Raw genomic sequence first — 20,853 nt, forward strand, 5'->3', positions numbered from 1 at the left:
CTCGAAGTGGATCGAAGCGGGAGTAGTATTTCATGTCGCCGACGGCTCAAGCAGAACGCACGGAATTAGCCGGATTCAAATGGCCGCCGCAGGGCGTAACCCGTGCACCCTACCGTCTGTTCACCGACCCCGATGTCTACAGGCTGGAGCAGGAGCGGATCTTCAGGGGAAAGACGTGGAACTTCCTGTGCCTGGACATCGAGATCCAGAATGCTGGCGACTACCGGACCACGACGGTAGGCGAAACGCCGGTGGTCGTCACGCGGGACCGCGAAGGCAAGGTGCACGCGATGGTTAATCGCTGCGCGCACAAGGGCGCTCTGGTGTGCCTGAAGAAGAAGGACAATGTCGCCAGCCTTTCGTGCGTGTATCACGCGTGGAATTACGAACTCGACGGTCAACTCAAAGGCGTCGCATTCCGTCACGGCGTCCGCGGTCACGGCGGCATGCCGGAGGATTTCGATACGAAGCAACACCGGCTCCTTCCCGTGAGAGTGGAGTCGTTCTGCGGGATGATCTTCGGCACGTTTTCGGACGAGGTGGAGGACGTCGAGACCTACCTCGGCCCCGAGATGGCGTCGTTCATCAAGCGCAACCTCGGTCGACCCTTGCGGGTCCTCGGGACGCACAGCCAGATGATCCACAACAACTGGAAACTGTACGCGGAGAACCTGAGAGATTCCTATCACGCCACCCTGTTGCATACGTTCTACACGACATTCAAGGTCAACCGGCTCGACATGGACGGTGGCATCACCTTGTCGGAACGCAAATGGCACCATCTAAGCTTCGCGCGACGCGCGAAGATGCAGGAAGCCGCAGAATACGCGGACGCGAAGGTGCATTCGGCCAACTACGAGTCGGCTCTCGACGGTCCCGGTTTGCTCGAGGCTTGGGAAGAGTTCGACGATGGCATCACGCACAGTATTCAGACCGTCTTTCCCAACATGTGCATCCAGTTCACACTGAATTCTCTGGCGATCCGCTTTTTCGCACCGCGCGGCGTGGACCAGACCGAGTTGTTCTGGATCTATCTCGGCTACGAGCGGGATTCCGAAGAGCAGTCGCAGATGCGGGTAATGCAGAGCAATCTCACCGGCGCGGCCGGCCTCGTCTCCCTTGAGGACGGTTGCATCAACGAATTCGTGCAACGAGGAACGCGCGCCGATCCCGACCGGTCCTCCTTCATGGAGATGGGCGGGCGTGAAGTCGAATCCGAAAGGAATTCGCGCGCCACGGAAACCGCGGTTCGCGGCTTCTGGCACGGCTATCGCAACATCATGGGCTTCTGAGGAGAGGCTAGATGCACAAGGTTCTCGACAAAGCCTCCCAGCAGGCCGCCGCGCCTACGCAAGAACAGGCCGCGGACTTGATCACCGCCTACGCGCATTCGGTCGACGACATGAAGTTGGACGCATGGCCGCAATTCTTCACGATGGACGCGCTGTATCACGTGACGACGCGCGAGAACCATGATGCCGGTCTTCCGATCGGCATCGTGCGTTGTGTCGGAAGGGGCATGATGCAGGATCGGGTCAAAGCGTTCTATTCGGCCAACATCTTCGAACCACACACCTATTGCCACATTATCGGAAGGCCGGAATTTCTGGAGCAGGAGTCGGACGGAGTGCTTTCGGCTCGGTCGAACTTCCAGATCGTGCGAACCATGGAAAGCGGCCGTATGGATCTGTTCGCGGTCGGCAGCTACATCGACGACGTCGTGATCGAGGATGGATACGTCCGCTTCCAGAAGCGGTTGGTGGTCCTGGATTCCCGGAACGTCGACATCTTGATCGTCATTCCGTTGTGACGCCGATGACGACGGAGATTTCGCCGCGGCAGGCGTGGGACATGTTGGCTGACGACAAGACGACCCAACTCGTAGACGTGCGTACACAGCCAGAATGGCTCTATGTCGGGGAACCGGATCTTGCGGATATCGGAAAGGCGGTCGCCAAGATCTCTTGGCACGTTTTCCCAGAGATGAGGGTCAATCCGGATTTTCTCGATAGGTTGCGGGCGACGTTCCAGACAGGTCATCCCATCATCTTCATATGCCGGTCCGGCGGCAGAAGCCTGGCGGCCGCTAAGGCGGCCTTCGCGATGGGATACGCGCGGTCGTTCAGTCTCGCCGGTGGCTTCGAGGGAGACGTCGATGAAGAGGAACATCGCGGCACGAAGGTAGGCTGGAAGGCGGAAGGACTACCCTGGAGACAACCATGACATTGCGTCCCGGCACGCCGGCGCCGCGGTAAGTCCAATTCCGAGGAGATCATCTTGACGAAGAAGCGTGACATCGTCATCGCGGGCTATTCCGAAACCCCGGTCGAATTCAAGTCCGGGCGCAGTGCTTATGATTTCGGCGGAGAAGCCTTCGCCAAGCTTCTGCAGTCCACCGGCGTTCCGAAATCCGCGATCGACGGCATGGCCGTCGCTGCGCCGCTGAGCGAGTGTCCGAATCCCTTTTTCCCCGTGTACATGGCGGAAGCCTTGGGACTTTCGCCGAAATGGTTGAACTACAGCGGCACGGGGGGATGCTCCGCCACGGGCGGTATCGCGAGGGCAGCCTCCGCGATCCGGGATGGATTGTGCGAAACCGTCGTGGTTCTTTGCGCGGATGCGCCAAGCACCTCATGGCGGGCGAGCTACGGAGCGTACAGAGGGGAATTTCAGGACCCCGTAGGCGTTCAAGGGCCTCCCGCGAGCTTCGGGTTGTTGATGAGCCGGTATCATCATCAATACGGGATCAAGTCGGAGGCTCTTGGAAAAATCGCGATTACCCAGCGTGAACATGCACTGCATAATGAAAATGCGCTCGCGAAATTCAAGACGCCCCTCACCATGGAGGAATACTTCAAGTCCCGCGTGATCGCCGACCCGCTTCGGTTGCTGGATTGCGTCATGTTCTGCGACGGGGCGAATGCTTTCCTGGTCACGTCCGAAAAGCGTGCTCGTGCCTTGGGATTGAGCAAAATGGTATACCCCACGGCTTACGCGGAGATCACCAATTTTCAGGGCGACCAGTCGTGCCCTGACATCACGGAGACCGGCTTTTCGGCCATAGCTCCATCGATCTACAAGCAGAGCGGCTTGTCGGCCCGAGATATCCGGATGTTTCAGCCGTACGACGATTTTACGATCGCCGTCATGATGCAGTTCGAAGACTTCGGTTTCTGCGATCGGGGACAGGGAAGCGACTTCACGCTCGGCACGGATCTTTCTCACACCGGTACACTGCCGCTGAACACGGGTGGCGGCCAGATTTCGGCCGGGCAGCCTGGACTGGCGAGCGGCGGGCTCAATCTCGCCGAGGCCGTGAGACAAATGTTCGGCGAAGGAGGTGGTCGACAGGTGACGGACCCCAAGAACGCCCTGATCACCGGAATCGGCGTCATTCCATTCGCGCGCAACTGGGGCACCAGCGCTGCCCTGATCCTGGAGGCCTGACGATGGTTGATCAAGCGGACGCGCGCCCCGTCCCCAAGGTCTCGGTCTATGTCGACACCGCACCATTCTGGGAGGGCGCGAAACGTGGAAAACTGGTGATTCAGTTCTGCAAGGACACCAACCGGTTTCAGCACTATCCCCGTCCGGTCAGCATCTTCACCGGAAGTCGAAATCTGGAGTGGCGCGAGGTATCGGGAAAAGGCCTGATCTACGCCTGTACGGTGATACGCGTTCCGGGCCCCGGGCTGGAAGGTCGCCTGCCGCTGTCCGTCGCCACGATCGAATTGGACGAGGGGGTTCGAATTCTCGGCAACGTCGTCGACATCGATCCTGACAAGGTCTCGATCCGCCAGCGCGTCGAAGTAAGCTGGGATCGCCTTGCGGACGAGGTCCAGTATCCAGCGTTTCGGATTGTGTGAGGCTTCCATGCGGCTCGACACGATCTTCCGAGCACAGGCGGTGCGCCATCCCGAGAAGGTTGCGCTCGTCTGCGGGAAAGATCGGATCAGCTACGGTGAACTGGACCAGCGGATACGTAGTCTAGCGACCGGCCTAACCGAACTCGGCGCAAGAGCCGGAAACCGACTAGTCGTCTATCTCCCGAACGGAATCGAGTTGGTGGAGCTCCTCTACGCGGCATTCTCGATCGGTGTAATCGTGGTGCCTGTATCGAAGCGGCTCACGAACCTCGAACTCCGATACATCTGTCGCGATAGCGCGCCGTTCGCCGTTGCTCTGGAGGCGGATCTTTCGATCCGCGCGGAAATCGCGACCGAGGTTCCGGATGCGATGTTCATTACCACCGGGACGAAAGTCGCCGGCACGGTCGATATGGCCGAATTGCGCGCCACCGATCCAGCTCCGCTGCGTCCCTTGCCCGTCGCCGACGATGCATTGGTCATGTACACGTCCGGCACCACCGGAACTCCTAAGGGGGCGGTCATCACGCATTCGAACCTGATCGTGCAGAATTATTTCGTGCACGCAGTCGAATGGGGCATCTCCGATGACGACAGCTATCTCGTTACGACGCCTCTCGCGCATCGCGCCGGCTTGGCGCGGCTGGCGAACGCCTTGTGCCTCGGGGGCACCTTGGTGATCCTGAAGTCCTTCGATCCCGTTGCTGCTGTCCGAGCGATCGAAAACGAGAAGATCACCGTGGCGGGAATGGTGCCGACGGTTTGCCGCCTGATGTTGCCTGCGATCCAGGACGACCCGTCGAAGTGCGCGTCGTTGCGGTGCATCGTCGTGACCGGCGAGGCGTTCCCGGTGGAATTGAAGCGGAAATTCCTCTCCTTGCTTCCCCACGTTCGCCTCGTCTCGTTCTTCGCCATGACGGAAGCAGGAGCGGTGACGTCGCTCGCACACGAGGAACAGTTCGTCCGACCGGAGTCGATCGGACGTCCGACACCTGGCGTGGAGGTCAGGATCGTCGATGATCAGGGGACCGACACCCCACCGGGACAACCCGGAGAGCTGCTCGTCCGGTCGGGCGAGCCGGGGCGTTTCACCGTCATGCGGTGCTACTACGGGAGGCCTGAGGAGACGGCGACGACGCTGCGCGATGGCTGGTTGCATACCGGCGACATCGCCAATATCGACGAGGATGGATATCTCTATATCGTAGACCGCAAGAAGGACATGATCATAAGCGGCGGTCTGAATGTCTATACGAAGGAGGTCGAACAGGCGCTGCTGACCAACCCCGACATTGTGGACGCCGCGGTCGTCGGAATTCCGGATGACGTTTACGGGGAGACCGTCGTTGCGTTCGTCGAATGTCCGGCTGACAGCTCGTTGACGATCGAGGACGTGATCACGACGACTCAAACAAGAATCGCGGGCTACAAGAAACCCAAACACGTCTTCCTGGTCGACAACCTTCCACGGAACGGTACCGGCAAGGTCCTGAAACACGAGCTGCGCATGCGCGCGGAACGATCGCTGCGTCCTCCGTCCGAAGCGAGGTCGGTTCGATGATCGGATCATCGGCGCAGTCTATTCGACCGAGAAGAAGAGCGGCTGACGAATTCTAGCGAGGAGAACCGAGATGCCTGGTCCGTTGAGTGGAGTTCGTGTGGTCGACTTGACCGGGGTCGTCTCCGGCCCTTTCGCGACGATGTTTCTTGCCGACCAAGGTGCAGACGTGATCAAGATCGAGCCGATCAGCGGCGACATCACGAGGCGAAGCCGTGCGACGATCGACAAAGCAGGCGAATTTTCCGCCCTGTTCATTTCCTCGAACCGGGGAAAACGATCGTTGTCCATCGACATCAAGGAGCCGAGCGGGCGCGAAATCCTGACGCGATTGCTCGACCAGGCCGACGTCCTTGTTCAGAATTTTCGTCCCGGAACCATGGAACGCCTGGGGCTTGGGCCTAAGAAACTGCGTGAACGCAATCCGCGCTTGATCTATGTGTCCATCAGCGGTGTCGGGGACAGCGGTCCTTACGTCAAGAAACGCGTCTACGACCCCATCATCCAGGCCTTGTCCGGATTCGCGGATATACAGTCTCAACCCGTTACCAACCGACCGCAGATGATCCGTACGATCGTGGCCGACAAGACCACGGCGGTATTCACGGCGCAGGCCGTGGCTGCGGCGCTCTATGCGCGAGAGAAGACGGGGCAAGGCGATTACATCCAAGTCGCAATGTTGGATACCATGATCTCGTATCTGTGGCCGGAAGGGATGATGCAATACACGGTCGTCGGGAAGGAAGCGTCCGTCAGCGACCCGAACGACCGTCCCGATCTCGTCTTCAAGACGGCGGACGGCTTCATCACGTGTGGAACGATCTCCGATTCGGAGTGGCAAGGGTTCTGCCGTGCGACCGGAGATCAGGAGCTCGCCAAGGACGAGCGATTCTCGACGCCCGGTGGGCGGTTCGTCAACGCCACGGCTCGCATCAATAAGATGCAGGAATACATCGGCGAGTGCACGACGGCGGAATGGCTCAAGCGGCTCGATGCGGCAGACGTGCCCTGTGCGCCGATTTTGCGTCGAGCGGAGGTCATCCGCAACGAGCAGGTGGTCGCGCGTGAGCTCATCGAGGAGCTCAATCAACCGACCGTCGGCTTGGTGAGACAACCCAAGCCGGCCGCCAAGTTCGAGATCAACCCATCCAGGATAGGGGGACCGGCGCCGCGCGTCGGCGAACACTCTCGCGATATTCTGCGTGACATAGGCTACGACGATGCGGCGATCGATGCGCTGATCGAGCGTAAGACCGTCCGTGCAATGTCCCAAGGTAAGGCCGGGGGGGGATCATGAATCAAGGACCTGGTGTCGCGTTGCTCGTTGGCGCCGGCGACGCGATAGGAGCCGCCGTCGCGCGCCGCTTCGCTGCCGCGGGCTACAAGGTATGCATCGCACGCCGAGATGCGTCGAAGTCGTCGGCCTTGATAGACGAACTCACCAAGGCTCGCGTGCAGGCGAAAAGCATGGACGTTCGGAAGGAGGCCGACGTCCAGGCGCTGTTCGCCGTCGTCGAGCAGGAGATGGGGCCGATCGAGCTTTGTCTCTTCAACGCCGGAGCGAATGTAAGCAAGCCGATCTTGGAGACGTCGGAGCGACTGTTTTACAAGGCTTGGGAACTTGCCTGTTATGGAGGCTTCCTTGTGGGCCGCGAGGCCGCGAAATACATGACTCCGCGGTCGAAAGGCACCATCTTGTTCACGGGTGCAACCGCAAGTCTCAGGGGCGGGAAGAACTTCGCGGCGTTCGCGTCAGCGAAATTCGGTCTTCGGGCCGTTGCCCAGTCCGCTGCGCGAGAGCTCGGACCCCGCAATATCCACGTCGCCCATCTGATCATCGACGGAGGTCTTGACAGTCCGGAAATTCACCGGCGCCTGGTGGAACGAGGAGTGGACGTCGCCGGGATGGCACCCGATGCGCTGATCAAACCATCATCGGTCGCCGAGGCATATTGGTGCCTTCACCAGCAGCCGCGCGACGCGTGGACGCATGAACTTGATCTGAGGCCCTTTGCAGAGGGTTGGTGATGGGTTCGAATTTGACATTATGGGGAGTGGGAACGGGTCGCACGATCCGTGCCCATTGGGCTTTGCGCGAGCTCGAACTGGAGTACGTCTGTAAGCCCATACTGGCGCGGTCGGGCCAGACGAAGGCTCCGGATTACACTTCACTGAATCCCAGGCAGAAGATCCCGCTTTTGCAGGACGGATCGTTCGTCATCGGCGAAAGCGCTGCGATCGCGGCTTATTTGGCGCGCAAGTACCGTAGCGGATCTTCGGCGCTCATTCCCGACGACGATGTTCAATATGCGAAATGGCTCGAGTGGTGCTTTTTCATCGCTACGGAGTTGGATGCGACCAGTCTCTACGTCATGCGCCGGCATAGTACCGGCAAGGGACTGGCGCACATCTATGGCGAAGCGCCGATGGTCGTCGCGAAGGCGCGGGAATACTTCAACGCTCAACTGAAACATGCTCAAGTGGCACTGTCGGACGACCGGGAATATCTGTTGGGAAGCCAATTCACCACTGCCGACATCTTGCTGACTACCTGTTTGATCTGGGCGATCGAATACATGCTCACCGTTCCCGAGGTATTCCTGCATTATTTGGAGAGGACCACGGGCAGAGCGGCTTATCGGGCTGCGCGGGAGGCGAACTGTCAGCCTCCACTCGGGCTTGGATTTCGAGCGGACGAAGAGCCATCCGGCGATCGTGCCCGCAGTTCAGGGACTACCTGATAGAGGGGGCTTTCGCCTCATTCAAGCACCGCAATCTGGCTCCGTGCCATCGTCGATGGATTCGCATCCTTGGATTGGAGGCTCGCTCCTGCTTCTTGAACAAGAGATTCCGAATTCTTGAATAATAATGATGAGCGCCAAGTCCGGGTGAAGGTGGTACCGTAACCTTTTTGGGCCGGGACCCGCCATGTCCGACGTTGCCGCCACCGCACAATTGCGCGAGGTCCTTGAAGAGGTTCTCGGAGACCTTTCGGAAGGCGAAGCAGGTGCGCGCGCGCACGTGACATGCAAGATCATCGAGGCGGTCGGCAACGGCGAGACGTCTATCGAGGCGCTTATCCAGGTCGGCAGAAAGGCTCTCCTGCAAGCCCCGACAATGTGGCGCGAGCGGCAGGTGGGCGAGGGGTGAACTTTCAGGTCACGGTCCTGAAGATACTGGTGAGCTACCCGGATGGGTTAGCCAGGATGGCCGACTTGAAGCGGGATATGGCGATCCTCGCAACCAGCGGCTCGGATTGGGCCGAGCGCACCAAGCGGCTGGCCGCGCGCATGCCGGATCTCGATATCTTCTCGCAACGCCTAGTGACGCGGGAAACGGTGGTTGGAAAATCACGGTGCGGGGGCGCTCGGTCTTGGCGTTGATGGAGGCCCGGCCTGGACCGGATTCGGTGCAAGCGGTTACGGCCGTCGAAAATGCCGACGGACCGGTGCCGCCTCTCCCCCAACTTGCTCAAAGGGCGAAGCGTCGCCGCGAACGGCGCGGTGAGGCCCGAGAAAGGGCTCGAGCCAGCAACTCGTAGAGCATCTCATCGATGGCGCAGGAGCTGTGCTGAATGCTGCGACTCGATGAAGAAGCTTGGTCCTTCAGGACCGATAGGAGCCATTAGGATGAGGACAGTACGGCCGTCAGTCCGCCGTCCACGCTCAGGATCTGACCGGTGATGTGCTTGCCGGCATTGCTGGCGAACAACACGGCGGCGCCCTTCAGATCGTCTTCGTCGCCGATGCGCTGAAGAGGTACGCCTGCCGTCAGCTTCTCCATGCCGACCTGCTCGATCGTGCCCTTGGTCATCTTCGAAGGAAACATGCCCGGCGCCAACGCGTTCACTGTTATGCCGTAGCGCCCCCAGCCGCCGGCGAGTGTTCTGGTGAAGTTGACCACGGCGCCCTTGCTCGTGTTGTAGGCGATCGTTTGAGTCGTGCTCGTGCTGCCGAAAAGGCCGGCGATCGACGCCAGATTGATGATCCGCCCATATCGGTTCGGGATCATCGAGCGTTTTCCGACCTGCTGGCTAAGGAGGAAGAGGGAGCGGATGTTGAGGTTCATGACCTTGTCCCACGCCTCGATCGGGTGATCTTCGGTCGGAGCCCCCCATGTCGCTCCCGCGTTGTTGACGAGAATGTCAATTCGCCCGAGCTTGCCAAGCGCATCGTCGACGAGGCGTGAGATGTCGTCGTCCCTGGAGTTGTCCGCTGCGATCCATTGTGCGGAGATTCCGCGGCCGGCTAGAAGCTCCTGCGCCCTTTCAAGATCCGAAGCCTTGCGGGACGACAATACGACTTCCGCTCCCTGCTCGCCCAGGGCCTCAGCGATTTGAAGCCCAAGACCCCGGGAGCCTCCGGTCACGAGGGCCTTCTTTCCAGAGAGATCGAACATGCTTTTCAAACTGACCATTTTGAGGACCTTGATGTTCTGTTGAAGGGCGGCGCCCGAATCTTGGCCGCGAGCGCCGCGTGCCATGCCGATGGAGACAATCCAAACGTGAAAGATGGCAGCCGCGACGCGACCGACACTTTACACATAATAAACATACTGTATAGTCAGAATGTTTTTAGGATCCCGAGAAAGATCAGGAAAAACAAGCGTTCAGCCTTATCGACTGGGGTGAGCTGATTTTTCGAGAGCCGCGAGTTTCGCGGCTGTGGGTGAGGCATCTTTCCGAGCGCTGATGGAGCGAGAACATGGTACGCGATAGCGCCTGCGATCTGATTGTCTTTGGCGCCAGCGGCTTCACCGGGCGTCTGGTGGCCGAATATGTCGCCTCGAAATACGGAAACAAAATCAAATGGGGAATGGCAGGCCGCGACCTCGAGAAGCTTGCTGCTGTCCGCGCCGAGATCGGCGCGCCTGACGATACATTGCTGATCAAGGCTGACTCGGACGACGAAGCGTCGCTGCAGGCGCTGGTTCGGACAACACGCGCCGTGATCTCTACGGTCGGACCCTTCCAGCTTTTTGGATCGAAATTGGTGGCGGCATGCGCCCGCGCAGGCACGGACTATCTCGACTTGAGTGGCGAGACTGTCTGGATGAGGAGCATGATCGACGCTCATGAGAATGAGGCCCGATCGAGTGGGGCGCGCATCATTTTCTCGTGCGGCTTCGATTCCGTGCCGTTTGAACTCGGCGTGTTCTTCCTGCAGGGCGCCGCCAGGAAGGCCTGGGGAGAGCCGGCCGAGCGCGTCAAAGGCCGGGTGCGGGTGATGAAGGGGACCTTCTCGGGCGGAACTGCAGCCAGTTCACGAGCGACGATGGCCGCGGCGATGAGCGATCCGAAGGTGCTCGATCAGCTCAAGGATCCGTTCCTTCTGACGCCCGGCTTTGCCGGTCCAAAGCAGCCGCACGGAATGAAGATCGAGTTTGACGAGGACATAAATGCCTGGGTGGCACCCTTCATCATGTCGCCGATCAACACGCGCAACGTCCATCGATCCAACGCGCTCATGGGGCATCCTTACGGGACGGACTTCGTTTACGACGAGATGATCGTGGCGGGCACCGGCAAGCAGGGAGAGGCTGCGGCCGCCAAGATTGTGGAGGACAACAGGTCGTTCGGTGGCGAAGGCAGTCCGAAGCCAGGTGAGGGCCCATCGAAGGCGGAGCGTGAAGCCGGTTGTTACGACATCCTGTTCATCGGCAGCAGCAAGGATCGCGGCAAGATCTCTGTCGCGGTTCGAGGTGACAGGGACCCAGGCTACGGATCGACGTCAAAAATGATCACAGAATGCGCGATCTGCCTCCTGCAGGATGCGAGCGACGTTGCTGCGGGCATTTGGACGCCCGGCGCGGCGATGGGCGAGAAGCTGATACCTCGGCTTGTTCGAAATGCCGGGCTCACCTTCAAAGTTGAGGGCTGAGAAAGGACAAGCGCAGGCAAAATTGTTGTTCAGGAGAATCGGGGCGGCTCATGGAATGTGGTCTATTCGCGATCGAATTCTTTTCTGATCCGAGCGTCGATGAGATCAGAGAAGGTCAGCTTCTCGCTCTGGCGTTCGGATTGCCTTTCGCTGTCATCTTTCAGCTCGTTCTTTGGATTGCGCTGTGACGCTGGGCGCCCGAGCCTCCCAGACTGGTCCGGGATCTCCGATCTCGGGCCTCTTTTTTTAGGACCCTTCGACGCCGCGCGGATCCAAATACAATTGCCGGAGGACCAATATCCCCTGGCTTGGGGTTGTAATTCGAGCACAAAGCGCGGCCCGTGGAAATTCCCATTGATTTCCATCAGCGCCTGCGCACCAGCTTCGATCAAGCTGCTCCCCTTCCCCGCTCGGCAACGCGTCCTTTTCGATTCATACGTTCCGTAGAGCTTCGCGGATGCGAGGTGATCGCTTCAACGCCCACTGTATGTCCTTCGGCGTACGCCTAAGCAATCGCTCGAGCTGGTCGTCAACGACGTCGTAGCGCCCGCCAGCGACCATGTGGACGAGCGTCCTTATGTGACTCGCGACATGCGGATTCCGGGACGCATAGGCGCTGTTGACGTAGGTCTCGATCCAGGCGTCCGCCTCCTGAGGAACGTATGAAATACGCCGGCCCAGCACTGCGGCATAGTCCTCTGCAACCCCGTGCATGTCTTTCAACGTCGGGCCGGTCAACGCATAAGACTTCGAAATATGCGCCGCGGGATCCATCAAAATCGTCGCGCATACTTCTGCAACATCATAACCGGCGATGGGCGCAACCTTCTGTGATCCAAACGGCAGGTGCAGCTCATTCGCACCGAGCAATTGCTTCAGAGGAAACCATGAAAGGATCGGATTCTCGACGAACATCGTCGCCTGAACGTTCACAACCGGCAGGCCTGACCATTTCAGCGCCCGCTCTGAGGCCCAGTGAGCCCTTTGTTGCCGCGACCAATCGCCGACCAATCCGCCGAGCCAGGCGCGTCTTGCATCGTGTAAGGCCGACATTCTGTCGAAAGTCATGTAGCACTGCTCGTACTCCGAGATGTTCACAAACACCTCGTTGCCGCCTTGCTCCAGCGCTGCGGCGGCCATCAGGACGGTCGCGTCGGTGTAGTAGGGATTCAAGCTCATGCTGAAATAGATTCGCCGACAGCCGTTCACTGCTGCGACCACGTCGGCGAGGTCGAGAAGATTCCCGACAAATACGTCTGCACCGGCTTTCCGAAGCGCTTCGGCCCGGTCGTCGTCCCTTTTGACAAAGGCACGGACAGGATATTGCTTCTCCACCAGCATGTGGACGATCGTTTTGCTCACCGATCCAACTTCTCCGCCGGCGCCGGTGATCAAGATTGGACTCTGTCGCGTCATGATTCTCTCGCTCTTGGTCAGATTGCGGTTAACGTCGGATCCGCTGGATCCGAAACTGGCCGCTCGGCGAGGTCACCGAGCTCTGCCAAGCAGGTGCTTCAGGCAAACGTTTCTCAGTGGTTTGAAGAAACCGGCTAAGGGCGCTTCAAGAGCCGGACGGGTCGACCAGTAAGGCGACCGTCCGGCTTCTCAGGTCGACGATCGATTGAGGTATGCGATCGAACGGGTCACCACTTCTCGCCATAAGGCCGGAGTTCGTAGTTGAACGACCATGCTGAGCGAGGCTGATGGCATATGTGCCAGATTTCATCAGCGATTGTTGTCGGCTGAGCGAAGAACTCTTCCGGCTTGTCGTGGAACATCTTGCGAGCCCATGGCACGTTGATGATTGCGTCGATCATCAGAAAGGCAACATGGACGCCCTTCGGGCCCAGATGCCGCGCCATCGATTCGGCAAGGATACGTTCTGCTGCTTTGGACGGAGCAAATGCGGCGTAGCTCTCGACCCCGCGATAGGCCGAGGTGTTGCCGGTCGCAATGATGGCACCGCTTTGCGCTTTGATCATCGCTGGAGCGACCGCTCTGGCGAGATAAAGAAGTCCCATGGTGTTGACCTTGATGTTCGTCTCGAGTGCCGCGGGATCCACTTCCAGAAAATTTCCGAACGTTCCACCTACGGCATTGTGGATGGCGATCGCGGGTGCGCCGTGGTCACGTGTGATCTTGGCGATTGTTTCGCTGACCTGGTCCTCTTGCGTGACATCGCAGATGTGGGCGGAGGCGTCCGGCAGCTCAGCTTGCAGCTTCGGAATGCGCTTCTCGGAGCGCGCAATGAGAGCGACGTGATAGTCGCCGCGAGAGAAGCGACGCGCGAGTGCGCTGCCTGTGCCGGGGCCGACGCCGGTAATAACACAAACTGGCTTTGTCATGATCATGCCTGCGCTTTTGCTGCTGCTTCGACGAATGGGAGCCGATCGTTTCCGAAATAGAGTTCCTCTTCAATCCGAAAGGTCGGCGTACCAAACAGGCCGGCGTCTTCGGCTGCCTTGTTGCGGGCCTTCAGTTCCTCGGAAATCTCCTCCTGAGCCATCAGTTCGAGGATGCGATCCGCAGGGAGCCCGTTCTTCTTCAGGAAGTCCTTGAAGATTTCGACGTTGCCCAGATCAAGCACCTGAGCGTAGAGGCCAGCGAATACCTCCGAGACGAACTCGGTACCCACCCCGAGCTTGATCGCAGCGATGGCTCCGCGAAGCAGGAAGTTGAGGTCGATGTGTCGGAAGTGCTGGTTGGGCTCCCAGCCGACGCCGTACTTTTTGACCCAGCGTTGCAGATCGCTCTTCGCGTATTTCCTCTTTGCCTTGCACTCGATCGTTGTCGGGGTGTTGCCGGTTGCCTTCATCAAATCCAGCACGTTGATCGGCATGTAGACGATGGTGGCCTGCGCGTCTGCCGCCAGCTTCTTGAGCTGAGTCTGTGCGAGGTAGCTGTAGGGGCTACCGAAGTCGAAATAGAATTCAATCTGCTTGGTCATCTCTGGTCCCTTCTTCCTGGTCGGTCGATCTGGTTGGCTCAGTTTGACGCCTAACGGCTGCCGATCTGAGCCGCTGCCTTCGTGTATCTCATTGGTTTCCAAGACAAAAATACTCTCTCTCCTGCGTTCAAAGAAAGTTATTGACTGGTCAGTAAGTTAATTGTAAATGACAGTCAATGTCAACTGCTAGCCGCTTCGAAGAAGACTTCGCCGGGCCATGAGCATGAGTATTTCTGCCGCAACGTCGGAAGGGTTCGATGCAAACCAGGGCTTTGGTGAACTGATCCGTTGTTCGGCTAGCGGTGCATTAGGCTTGCACGAGGCTTTACCTCGCGAGTCCAGTGATAATACGTTCGAGCGCATGAAAAAGCGCAAGAAACGACTGACAAATTCCGAACATCGCGAGTTGAGCATGTCGGCAGTGTTGGCTGCCGCCGAGTTTCTTTTCGTGACCCAGGGCTACAATGGTACGACGACGGAGCAGATCGGGCAGCTCGCGGACCTGACCAAGGGCAGTGTCTACTTCTATTACGGCACCAAGGAAGGCGTTCTCCTTGAACTGCTCAATCGCGTGCAAGCCAACGTCATGGAGCCGTACCTTCAGATCCTGCAAGACCAAGGCCTTTCGCCCGTCGAGCGCATGACGAAATACCTGGAGAGGGCAGGCAGGATCGCCCTTGAGCATCCGGGATCGATGTTGCTGCCGATCGTCGTTTCGATAGAGATGGCCGGAACTGAATCCGAGGCGGCGCGCAGGGTAAAGGCTGGCTACAACCGGATCGCACGAGAAGTGCGAAACGTCCTGGAGTTGGGGCAGGCTTCTGGAGCGTTTCGCTCCGATCTGAGCAGCAATGATATGGCTCGGCTCCTGATCTCGACCGGAGATGGCATCATGCTTGAGTGCCTCCGTCAAAATCTCCGCATTGATGTTCATCGTCTGGTTCGTACGCTGAAGGCTGTCGTGCTTACCGGTCTTCAAATCGCGTCGGAGGCGCCGAGAGACATTGAGGCTGATGACGGTCCCTCCGTTATCGATGTCTTGCGCGGCAATCTTCAGGACTAAGAACAACCAGTCAACGAATTGTAACGACGGAAGGTTCGACCATGGCTCAAGCGGCACTCGCGCGTGAAAACACCGAAGAGGCAACTGAGGTCGCCCTGCAGACCCGAATTAAGGCTGGTGCGACACTGGAAGATATCGACGAGATGACGCCCCGCTATCGTGACGTGCTGGTCGCAACCATGGCGATCGCCGCCGATCTGGAAATCATGACGTTGCCTCTCGACTACGATGCCATAGCGTTTGCGCCCAGCATCAACGATCGCATTGCCGTCGCGTCTGCCCTGCAAGACGAGATGGGACATGCCCAAGTGATGTTCCGCATGCTCGAGGATTTCGGCTTCGACTCCTATCACCAGGTGTTCGAGCGTGATCCCAAGAACTTCAAGACGTTCTTTCTGCTCGAGTTTGGGAATTTGAGTCCAATCGACGTGGGGTTGGGCCACCTTGTCGGCGATCAGGCGGGATATATCACGACGCGCGATCTCGAGGAGAATTGCTCATTCGGGCCGTATAGCCGATCGCTGCGGAAGGTGAACTTCGAAGAAAACTTCCACGTCAAGCGCGGCGAGTACATGATCCGCCACTACATGCAGCAGGGCCCTGAGATACGGAAGCGGGTCCAGGAACGTATGGATTTCTGGTTTCCGCTGGGTGCCGAGTGGTTCGGTGCGACGGACGACGTCAAGTCGAGGACTGACCAGCTCCATTACAAGATACGCGGGAGCAGCAACGATCAACTGAGGCAGATTTGGCTGCAGCGCCTCGTTCCTTTCTGCGAGCAGGTTGGTTTGAAGGTCCCGGCTCACTTCGATCGCGAAAGGGGCATTTACGTCCTCGATTACCAAATGCCGATCCTGCTGAATCTGGAAACCCTGAAGTGGGATTTTCGTACGGTAACGTGGCCTGAGAAGCTGGCGCAGTGGAAGAAGGGCGGCCCGTTGAAGCTGCCGGGCCTGAGCCGGATGCAGGTCGAGCTGTGGGGGCAGGACCTGTGGTGACGGAGCAGGCCGTTCGGGAGGCGCTCCTTGCGGTGAATGACCCGCATATCCCGGTCAGCATCGAGAGCATGGGGATGTTACGGGCAGTCACGGTATCGGAAACGGGCGTCGTCAATGTCGAGCTCGCGATTCCATGCCTGGCCTGTCCCGGCGTCTCGATGTTGAAGCAATCGGTCAAGGACGCAGTGGGCGGCCTGAAGGGGGTCAGCGAGGTCAATGTCCTCGAGGGCTGGCATCACGATTGGACCACTCAATCCATTGAGCCCAATGCCCGACAACTGATGCGCCGCTTTGGAATACAGGTCTAGGGGTGCGATGATGAAGAAGGTTATCGACAGACAATTAGAGTTGGGCGGCGACAAGCCCGAATTCTACGAGGTATTTGCGCGCCGAGATTCCGCAGAACCGCTCACTCATATCGGTTCGGTCGAAGCCCCCAACGAAGAACTGGCGGAGGCGCGCGCCTGGTTTGTCTACGACCACCATTCCTGGCGGGAGATGTGCATCGTTCCGCTGTCGGCAATCGTTACGATTACCGAACGCGGCAGCAAATCGAAGGTGAAGGTGGTGTGATGGCCGTCATCAATTCAATCGAAGAGCTTTCAGATGCAGACCGGTGCCTGCGGGACGAGTTGTATTGCATCGCGGATGCCAAACTGGTGCTCGCCGGCTGGTACATGATGGTGTTGCAGAACGGGCGCTCCATCTCGGACTTCACGTCCATCTGCGCGATGATGCAGGGACAATATGGGCATGCCCGCGCGCTTTATCAGCATCTCGGGCGCTTCGGCGTGACCCTCGAGGAGGTGGAGTGGACGCGTGGCGCGAAGGATATCCGCTCACCGAAGGTGCTCGATCGGCCGCCGCAATCATGGTCCGACTTTATCGCGACGATATTCATGGCCGAGCAGACAATTTCCACGCAACTGAGCGCCTACAGATCGAGCCTGGCCGACAGAACCCTGGCGCGTCTCGCTGACAAGATCCTGAAGGAATCGCGCTTTCATCTCAGCTATTCGGTGGGCTGGATCAAGGCGCTACGCAAAGATCCGGCGACCACGGTCGACGAAGACGCCCGTCGCCGCCTGGCCGACGCTCTGGATTGGTGGGGCGACGCGGACCAGCCGGATGTAGTTTTCTCGACCGGCTATCGGGATACGTCGGACTCGGACCTTCGCGACCGCTTTCTCAAGGCGGTCGGCGCAACCTTCGATGTTCAGGACGGAATAGCAGTCCCGGCAAAGTCGTGGCAGCCGTCCATCCGCCGCAACGGCGTTCCTGGTATCCCGGAGAACCTGTTCGAGAAGATCCGTTTTAAGAATCGCGAATTGGCGATGCCGTGAATCGAAGCGAGCCAACCTTCGACTTGCCGGTGGATGCCAGCAAGGTCGTCTGTCCGCACTGTGGCATTGATGTCGTCGACATCGAATCGCCCTTCGGTGGGAGCGTCTCCGAGGTCTTGTTTCGGTGCCGGCAGTGCAGGTCGTTCTTCCACTGGGTGAAGTGGCAGCCAGAGCCGCCACGGTAGGCGAGGTCGCAAAGCTCTAAGAGCAGCACAAGCTGCCAGAACGAATCAAGGGGAGGTCATGGTGCTGGATCGAGCCATTTCTATTTCGGATGTTCTCCGAGCGACGGCCTGCGCGATGCCGCAAAGGGACGCTGTCGTCGATGAGGCGGGGTCGCTGACCTACCGCGAGTTCGATCAGACCGTCGACCGCCTTGCTGCGGGACTTCAGCGGCTCGGCGTCGGAGCAGGCGACAGGGTTGCGTATTTGTTGTGGAATCAGCGTGAGCTGCTTCTCTCTTACTTTTCGATCGCGCGGCTCGGTGCGCTGACCGTTTCTCTGAATTTTCGGCTGACGGCCGAAGAACTCGCGTACCAGCTCTCGGCAGCCAAGTGTAAAGCGCTCATCGTTGACGAAGAACTCGCCGGACTGGCGTCGGAGGCCGTCGCGACCTCTACCCTCCCCATCCTGCTGGTCGTGTGCGGCAACGGCGTGCGGCCCGATCAGCTTCGCTTCGATGATCTGCTGAGCGGCAGCACCGAAGACATCCCTTCCTTCCCGATCGTAAGCTCGGAGGCAGATAGCGGCATCTGGTTCACCTCGGGCACAACGGGCCGGCCGAAGGGAGCGGTGGTGAAGCACCGATCAGCCCTCGCTGCCGCGATGCTCGGCGCCTGGTGCATTCGGATTTCGGAACCTATCAGAGTCCTGGGAGTCGCTCCCCTCTTTCATCGAGGAGCGATGGAAAACGTAGCGCTCCCTGTTGTGATGTGCGGTGGCACGCAGTTCCTGTTCAAAAAGCTCAGCGCGTCACAAACGTTGGAGTATCTCGAGAAGCTCGAGATCAACACGGCCTTCATCGTTCCCACCATGGCCTGGCAATTGCTGCGCGAAATAGCCACTGAAACGAAGCCGTTACCTCATCTCGTCAACTGGCTTTCGGCGTCGGCGCCGCTGCCGCCGGCACTTGCGGAACAAATCACAAAGCGATTCGAACTGCCAAATGGCGTCATAAACACTTACGGCATCACGGAAATGCTGTTCGTTTCGACCTGTCCTCCCGCGATGCTGTCGAAGAAGCCAGGCAGTGCCGGGCTCGCGGCACCCGCGACGCAGATCGTCGTCTACGACGACAAGCGCGGTGTTCTTCCCCATGGAGAGACCGGAGAGATTCTCATCAGCGGACCGACGGCGTTCTCGCGATATCTCGACAACGAGCAAGCGACGCGGGAAGCGATCATCAATTTGAATGGGCAGGAGTGGTACCGCAGCGGCGATGTCGGTGTCCTCGACGAGGACGGATACCTCGCCATCAAGGACCGCAAGAAGGACATGATCATCTCCGGCGGTGAGAATGTCTATTGCGCCGAAGTCGAACTGGCGTTGATCAACCATCCGTCCGTCCGGGAAGCCGCGGTTATCGGAGTTCCCGACGAGAAATGGGGCGAAGTTGTCGTCGCCGCAATCGTTAAGGCGACCGATGCACCCGTGGATCTGGACGACATCGTAAGGAGCTGCGCCTCCCTCGCGAGCTACAAGCGGCCGCGTGAAGTGGTCTGCCTTGACGCGTTGCCGCGCAACAGCTTTGGCAAGGTACGCAAGGACCTGGTTCGGGAGATGGTCCGCGAACGGCTCCCATCGTCGACGCGTATACGCCGCGCGTCCTAGTCGACGAAGCCAAGTTTCACGAAGCAGCGTGGGATTTCTGACCACATGTCGTTTCGCATTCATGGAGTAGGGTCATGTTTAAGATCTTGAGGCCAGCTATTGCCTTGATGCTGATGTCGGTCGGACCCGCAGCGTATGCCGCCGATGCACCGGGAGTGACGCCGTCTGAGGTCAAGATTGGCGGAGTCTTTCCGTTCAGCGGACCTGCCTCGCCGTACGGCGTCATTGGCCAAGTCATTCTTGCCTATGTCCAATCGATCAACGACCGCGGTGGCATTAACGGCCGGAAAATTAACTACATTGCCCACGACGATGCGTACAGCCCGCCCAAAGCGGTGGAGCAGGTGCGCAAGCTCGTCGAAGGCGACGAGGTCGCCTTTATTTTTGGTCAGCTCGGTACCCCGGGGAACACTGCGGTAGCAAAGTATCTGATGTCGAAGCGCATACCGAGCATCGGTATCATCACCGGGGCTAACAAGTTCACCAATGTTGCGGATTATCCGCTGACCACGACGAGCATCGTCAGCTACGATACTGAGGGGAAAATCTACGCGAAGTTTTTGACCAAGACGATGCCGAACGCCAAGTACGGCATCCTCTATCAGAACGACGATCTCGGCAAAGATTACGTCAACGCCTTCAAGGTGATCTTGAAAGACGCCTTCGAAGCGAAGGTTGTTGCGGTCTCATATGAGGTGAGTGATCCAACCGTGGATTCTCAAATCTTAAACCTGAAGAGTTCAGGAGCCGACGCGCTGCTGGTGGCGGCAACGCCGAAATTCGCCGCGCAAGCCATTCGGAAGGCCGCCGAGATCGGCTGGAAGCCGACGATCGTGCTGAATTACCCGTCGAGTTCGGTCAGCGCGGTCCTGAAGCCGGTCGGCCTGGAAAAGGCAGTCGGGGTGATCGTCGGCCAGAACATCATGGATCCGACCGACACCCAGTGGGCCGACGATCCGGGGATGAAGAGCTATCGGACTTTCCTGGACAAGTACATGTCAGGCGCGGATATCGCCGACACCAATATCCTGTACGGGTATGCGCAAGCAGTGCTGCTCGAACACCTGATCAAGCAATGCGGGAGCGATCTCTCGCGGGAGAACGTCATCAGGCAGGCGAAGAGCCTGAAGAATGTGATGCTGCCGACGTTGTTGCCCGGCATCAGCGTCAACACAAGCGATAAGATCAACATGAACTACACGCAAATGAGGCTGCAACGCTGGAGTGGCACCGCGTGGGAGCTTTTCGGGGAAGTACTTGACGCTTCGTCTGAGTGAGAAGGAACGAGAGCGGGCTCCGCCACCCACATGGTGGCGCTTCCTGGCAGACTTGCGCACTGAGCTGAGCCGTGGTGCGCCGACGTAAGGTC

24 protein-coding genes and 1 pseudogene are annotated in these 20,853 nt (G+C 58.9%); 20 read left to right on the top strand and 5 right to left on the bottom strand.

The window, feature by feature from the left end; all coding sequences use genetic code 11:
* The first annotated feature begins 32 nt into the window (after positions 1 to 32).
* The 11 genes and pseudogenes from ACVI1L_RS18450 (at position 33) to ACVI1L_RS18500 (ending at position 8,965) form a co-directional block, all read left to right on the top strand.
* Positions 33 to 1,292 (top strand): Rieske 2Fe-2S domain-containing protein, encoded by a 1,260-nt coding sequence (locus ACVI1L_RS18450; RefSeq protein ID WP_456783442.1) that lies wholly within the window; start codon positions 33 to 35, stop codon positions 1,290 to 1,292.
* Between the two features lie 11 nt (positions 1,293 to 1,303).
* Positions 1,304 to 1,810: an aromatic-ring-hydroxylating dioxygenase subunit beta gene (locus tag ACVI1L_RS18455; RefSeq protein WP_456783443.1), complete on the top strand. Its 507-nt coding sequence runs from the start codon at positions 1,304 to 1,306 to the stop codon at positions 1,808 to 1,810.
* Positions 1,811 to 1,815: 5 nt separating this feature from the next.
* Positions 1,816 to 2,223, top strand: coding sequence for a rhodanese-like domain-containing protein (locus tag ACVI1L_RS18460; protein ID WP_456783444.1), 408 nt, complete (start codon positions 1,816 to 1,818; stop codon positions 2,221 to 2,223).
* 54 nt (positions 2,224 to 2,277) lie between these two features.
* Entirely contained in the window at positions 2,278 to 3,447 is a 1,170-nt protein-coding gene (locus tag ACVI1L_RS18465; protein WP_456783445.1) for a thiolase family protein, read from the top strand.
* A 2-nt stretch (positions 3,448 to 3,449) separates the two neighbouring features.
* A complete protein-coding gene (locus ACVI1L_RS18470) occupies positions 3,450 to 3,866 on the top strand; it encodes a Zn-ribbon domain-containing OB-fold protein (protein WP_456783446.1) in 417 nt (138 codons plus the stop codon).
* A gap of 7 nt (positions 3,867 to 3,873) precedes the next feature.
* On the top strand, positions 3,874 to 5,427 hold the full coding sequence (locus ACVI1L_RS18475; RefSeq protein ID WP_456783447.1) for a class I adenylate-forming enzyme family protein: 1,554 nt from the start codon (positions 3,874 to 3,876) through the stop codon (positions 5,425 to 5,427).
* A gap of 70 nt (positions 5,428 to 5,497) precedes the next feature.
* Positions 5,498 to 6,721: a CaiB/BaiF CoA transferase family protein gene (locus ACVI1L_RS18480; protein WP_456783448.1), complete on the top strand. Its 1,224-nt coding sequence runs from the start codon at positions 5,498 to 5,500 to the stop codon at positions 6,719 to 6,721.
* Entirely contained in the window at positions 6,718 to 7,452 is a 735-nt protein-coding gene (locus ACVI1L_RS18485; protein ID WP_456783449.1) for an SDR family NAD(P)-dependent oxidoreductase, read from the top strand. The genes ACVI1L_RS18480 and ACVI1L_RS18485 overlap by 4 nt, the downstream gene beginning before the upstream one ends.
* Positions 7,452 to 8,165, top strand: coding sequence for a glutathione S-transferase family protein (locus ACVI1L_RS18490; protein WP_456783450.1), 714 nt, complete (start codon positions 7,452 to 7,454; stop codon positions 8,163 to 8,165). The genes ACVI1L_RS18485 and ACVI1L_RS18490 overlap by 1 nt, the downstream gene beginning before the upstream one ends.
* Before the next feature lie 187 nt (positions 8,166 to 8,352).
* Positions 8,353 to 8,574 carry a hypothetical protein gene (locus tag ACVI1L_RS18495; protein WP_456783451.1) on the top strand — a complete coding sequence of 74 codons (222 nt, stop codon included), beginning with the start codon at positions 8,353 to 8,355 and terminating at the stop codon, positions 8,572 to 8,574.
* A pseudogene (locus ACVI1L_RS18500) lies at positions 8,571 to 8,965 on the top strand (hypothetical protein). Before ACVI1L_RS18495 ends, ACVI1L_RS18500 begins: the two are co-directional and overlap by 4 nt.
* 83 nt (positions 8,966 to 9,048) lie before the next feature.
* On the opposite strand, the gene ACVI1L_RS18505 reads toward ACVI1L_RS18500, so the two are convergent.
* Positions 9,049 to 9,906: an SDR family oxidoreductase gene (locus ACVI1L_RS18505; protein ID WP_456783452.1), complete on the bottom strand. Its 858-nt coding sequence runs from the start codon at positions 9,904 to 9,906 to the stop codon at positions 9,049 to 9,051.
* 221 nt (positions 9,907 to 10,127) lie between these two features.
* Here ACVI1L_RS18505 and ACVI1L_RS18510 point away from each other — a divergent pair, with 221 nt between their 5' ends.
* Positions 10,128 to 11,303 carry a saccharopine dehydrogenase family protein gene (locus ACVI1L_RS18510; RefSeq protein WP_456783453.1) on the top strand — a complete coding sequence of 392 codons (1,176 nt, stop codon included), beginning with the start codon at positions 10,128 to 10,130 and terminating at the stop codon, positions 11,301 to 11,303.
* 62 nt (positions 11,304 to 11,365) lie between these two features.
* Here the strand turns inward: ACVI1L_RS18510 and ACVI1L_RS18515 are convergent, their stop codons facing one another.
* The 4 genes from ACVI1L_RS18515 to ACVI1L_RS18530 form a co-directional block, all read right to left on the bottom strand.
* Positions 11,366 to 11,695: a hypothetical protein gene (locus ACVI1L_RS18515; RefSeq protein WP_456783454.1), complete on the bottom strand. Its 330-nt coding sequence runs from the start codon at positions 11,693 to 11,695 to the stop codon at positions 11,366 to 11,368.
* Between the two features lie 40 nt (positions 11,696 to 11,735).
* Entirely contained in the window at positions 11,736 to 12,719 is a 984-nt protein-coding gene (locus ACVI1L_RS18520; RefSeq protein WP_456783455.1) for an NAD(P)H-binding protein, read from the bottom strand.
* A gap of 227 nt (positions 12,720 to 12,946) precedes the next feature.
* Positions 12,947 to 13,654: an SDR family NAD(P)-dependent oxidoreductase gene (locus ACVI1L_RS18525; RefSeq protein WP_456783456.1), complete on the bottom strand. Its 708-nt coding sequence runs from the start codon at positions 13,652 to 13,654 to the stop codon at positions 12,947 to 12,949.
* Complete coding sequence (locus tag ACVI1L_RS18530; protein WP_456783457.1) at positions 13,651 to 14,250, bottom strand: DsbA family protein; 600 nt, start codon at positions 14,248 to 14,250, stop codon at positions 13,651 to 13,653. The genes ACVI1L_RS18525 and ACVI1L_RS18530 overlap by 4 nt, the downstream gene beginning before the upstream one ends.
* Positions 14,251 to 14,467: 217 nt before the next feature.
* Between ACVI1L_RS18530 and ACVI1L_RS18535 the strand changes: the two genes are divergently transcribed.
* The 8 genes from ACVI1L_RS18535 (at position 14,468) to ACVI1L_RS18570 (ending at position 20,761) form a co-directional block, all read left to right on the top strand.
* Positions 14,468 to 15,313, top strand: coding sequence for a TetR/AcrR family transcriptional regulator (locus tag ACVI1L_RS18535; RefSeq protein ID WP_456783458.1), 846 nt, complete (start codon positions 14,468 to 14,470; stop codon positions 15,311 to 15,313).
* A 41-nt stretch (positions 15,314 to 15,354) separates the two neighbouring features.
* Positions 15,355 to 16,311 carry a 1,2-phenylacetyl-CoA epoxidase subunit PaaC gene (locus ACVI1L_RS18540; protein WP_456783459.1) on the top strand — a complete coding sequence of 319 codons (957 nt, stop codon included), beginning with the start codon at positions 15,355 to 15,357 and terminating at the stop codon, positions 16,309 to 16,311.
* Positions 16,308 to 16,619 carry a metal-sulfur cluster assembly factor gene (locus ACVI1L_RS18545; RefSeq protein ID WP_456783460.1) on the top strand — a complete coding sequence of 104 codons (312 nt, stop codon included), beginning with the start codon at positions 16,308 to 16,310 and terminating at the stop codon, positions 16,617 to 16,619. Before ACVI1L_RS18540 ends, ACVI1L_RS18545 begins: the two co-directional genes overlap by 4 nt.
* Before the next feature lie 10 nt (positions 16,620 to 16,629).
* Positions 16,630 to 16,884 (top strand): phenylacetic acid degradation b, encoded by a 255-nt coding sequence (locus ACVI1L_RS18550; protein ID WP_456783461.1) that lies wholly within the window; start codon positions 16,630 to 16,632, stop codon positions 16,882 to 16,884.
* Entirely contained in the window at positions 16,884 to 17,654 is a 771-nt protein-coding gene (locus ACVI1L_RS18555; RefSeq protein WP_456783462.1) for a Phenylacetic acid catabolic protein, read from the top strand. The genes ACVI1L_RS18550 and ACVI1L_RS18555 overlap by 1 nt, the downstream gene beginning before the upstream one ends.
* Positions 17,651 to 17,839 carry a PaaD-like zinc ribbon domain-containing protein gene (locus ACVI1L_RS18560; RefSeq protein WP_456783463.1) on the top strand — a complete coding sequence of 63 codons (189 nt, stop codon included), beginning with the start codon at positions 17,651 to 17,653 and terminating at the stop codon, positions 17,837 to 17,839. The genes ACVI1L_RS18555 and ACVI1L_RS18560 overlap by 4 nt, the downstream gene beginning before the upstream one ends.
* A gap of 58 nt (positions 17,840 to 17,897) precedes the next feature.
* Positions 17,898 to 19,484 carry a class I adenylate-forming enzyme family protein gene (locus ACVI1L_RS18565; protein ID WP_456783464.1) on the top strand — a complete coding sequence of 529 codons (1,587 nt, stop codon included), beginning with the start codon at positions 17,898 to 17,900 and terminating at the stop codon, positions 19,482 to 19,484.
* Between the two features lie 74 nt (positions 19,485 to 19,558).
* A complete protein-coding gene (locus ACVI1L_RS18570; protein ID WP_456783465.1) occupies positions 19,559 to 20,761 on the top strand; it encodes an ABC transporter substrate-binding protein in 1,203 nt (400 codons plus the stop codon).
* The last annotated feature ends 92 nt before the right edge of the window (positions 20,762 to 20,853 follow it).

Source organism: Bradyrhizobium sp. USDA 4516, assembly GCF_054055915.1.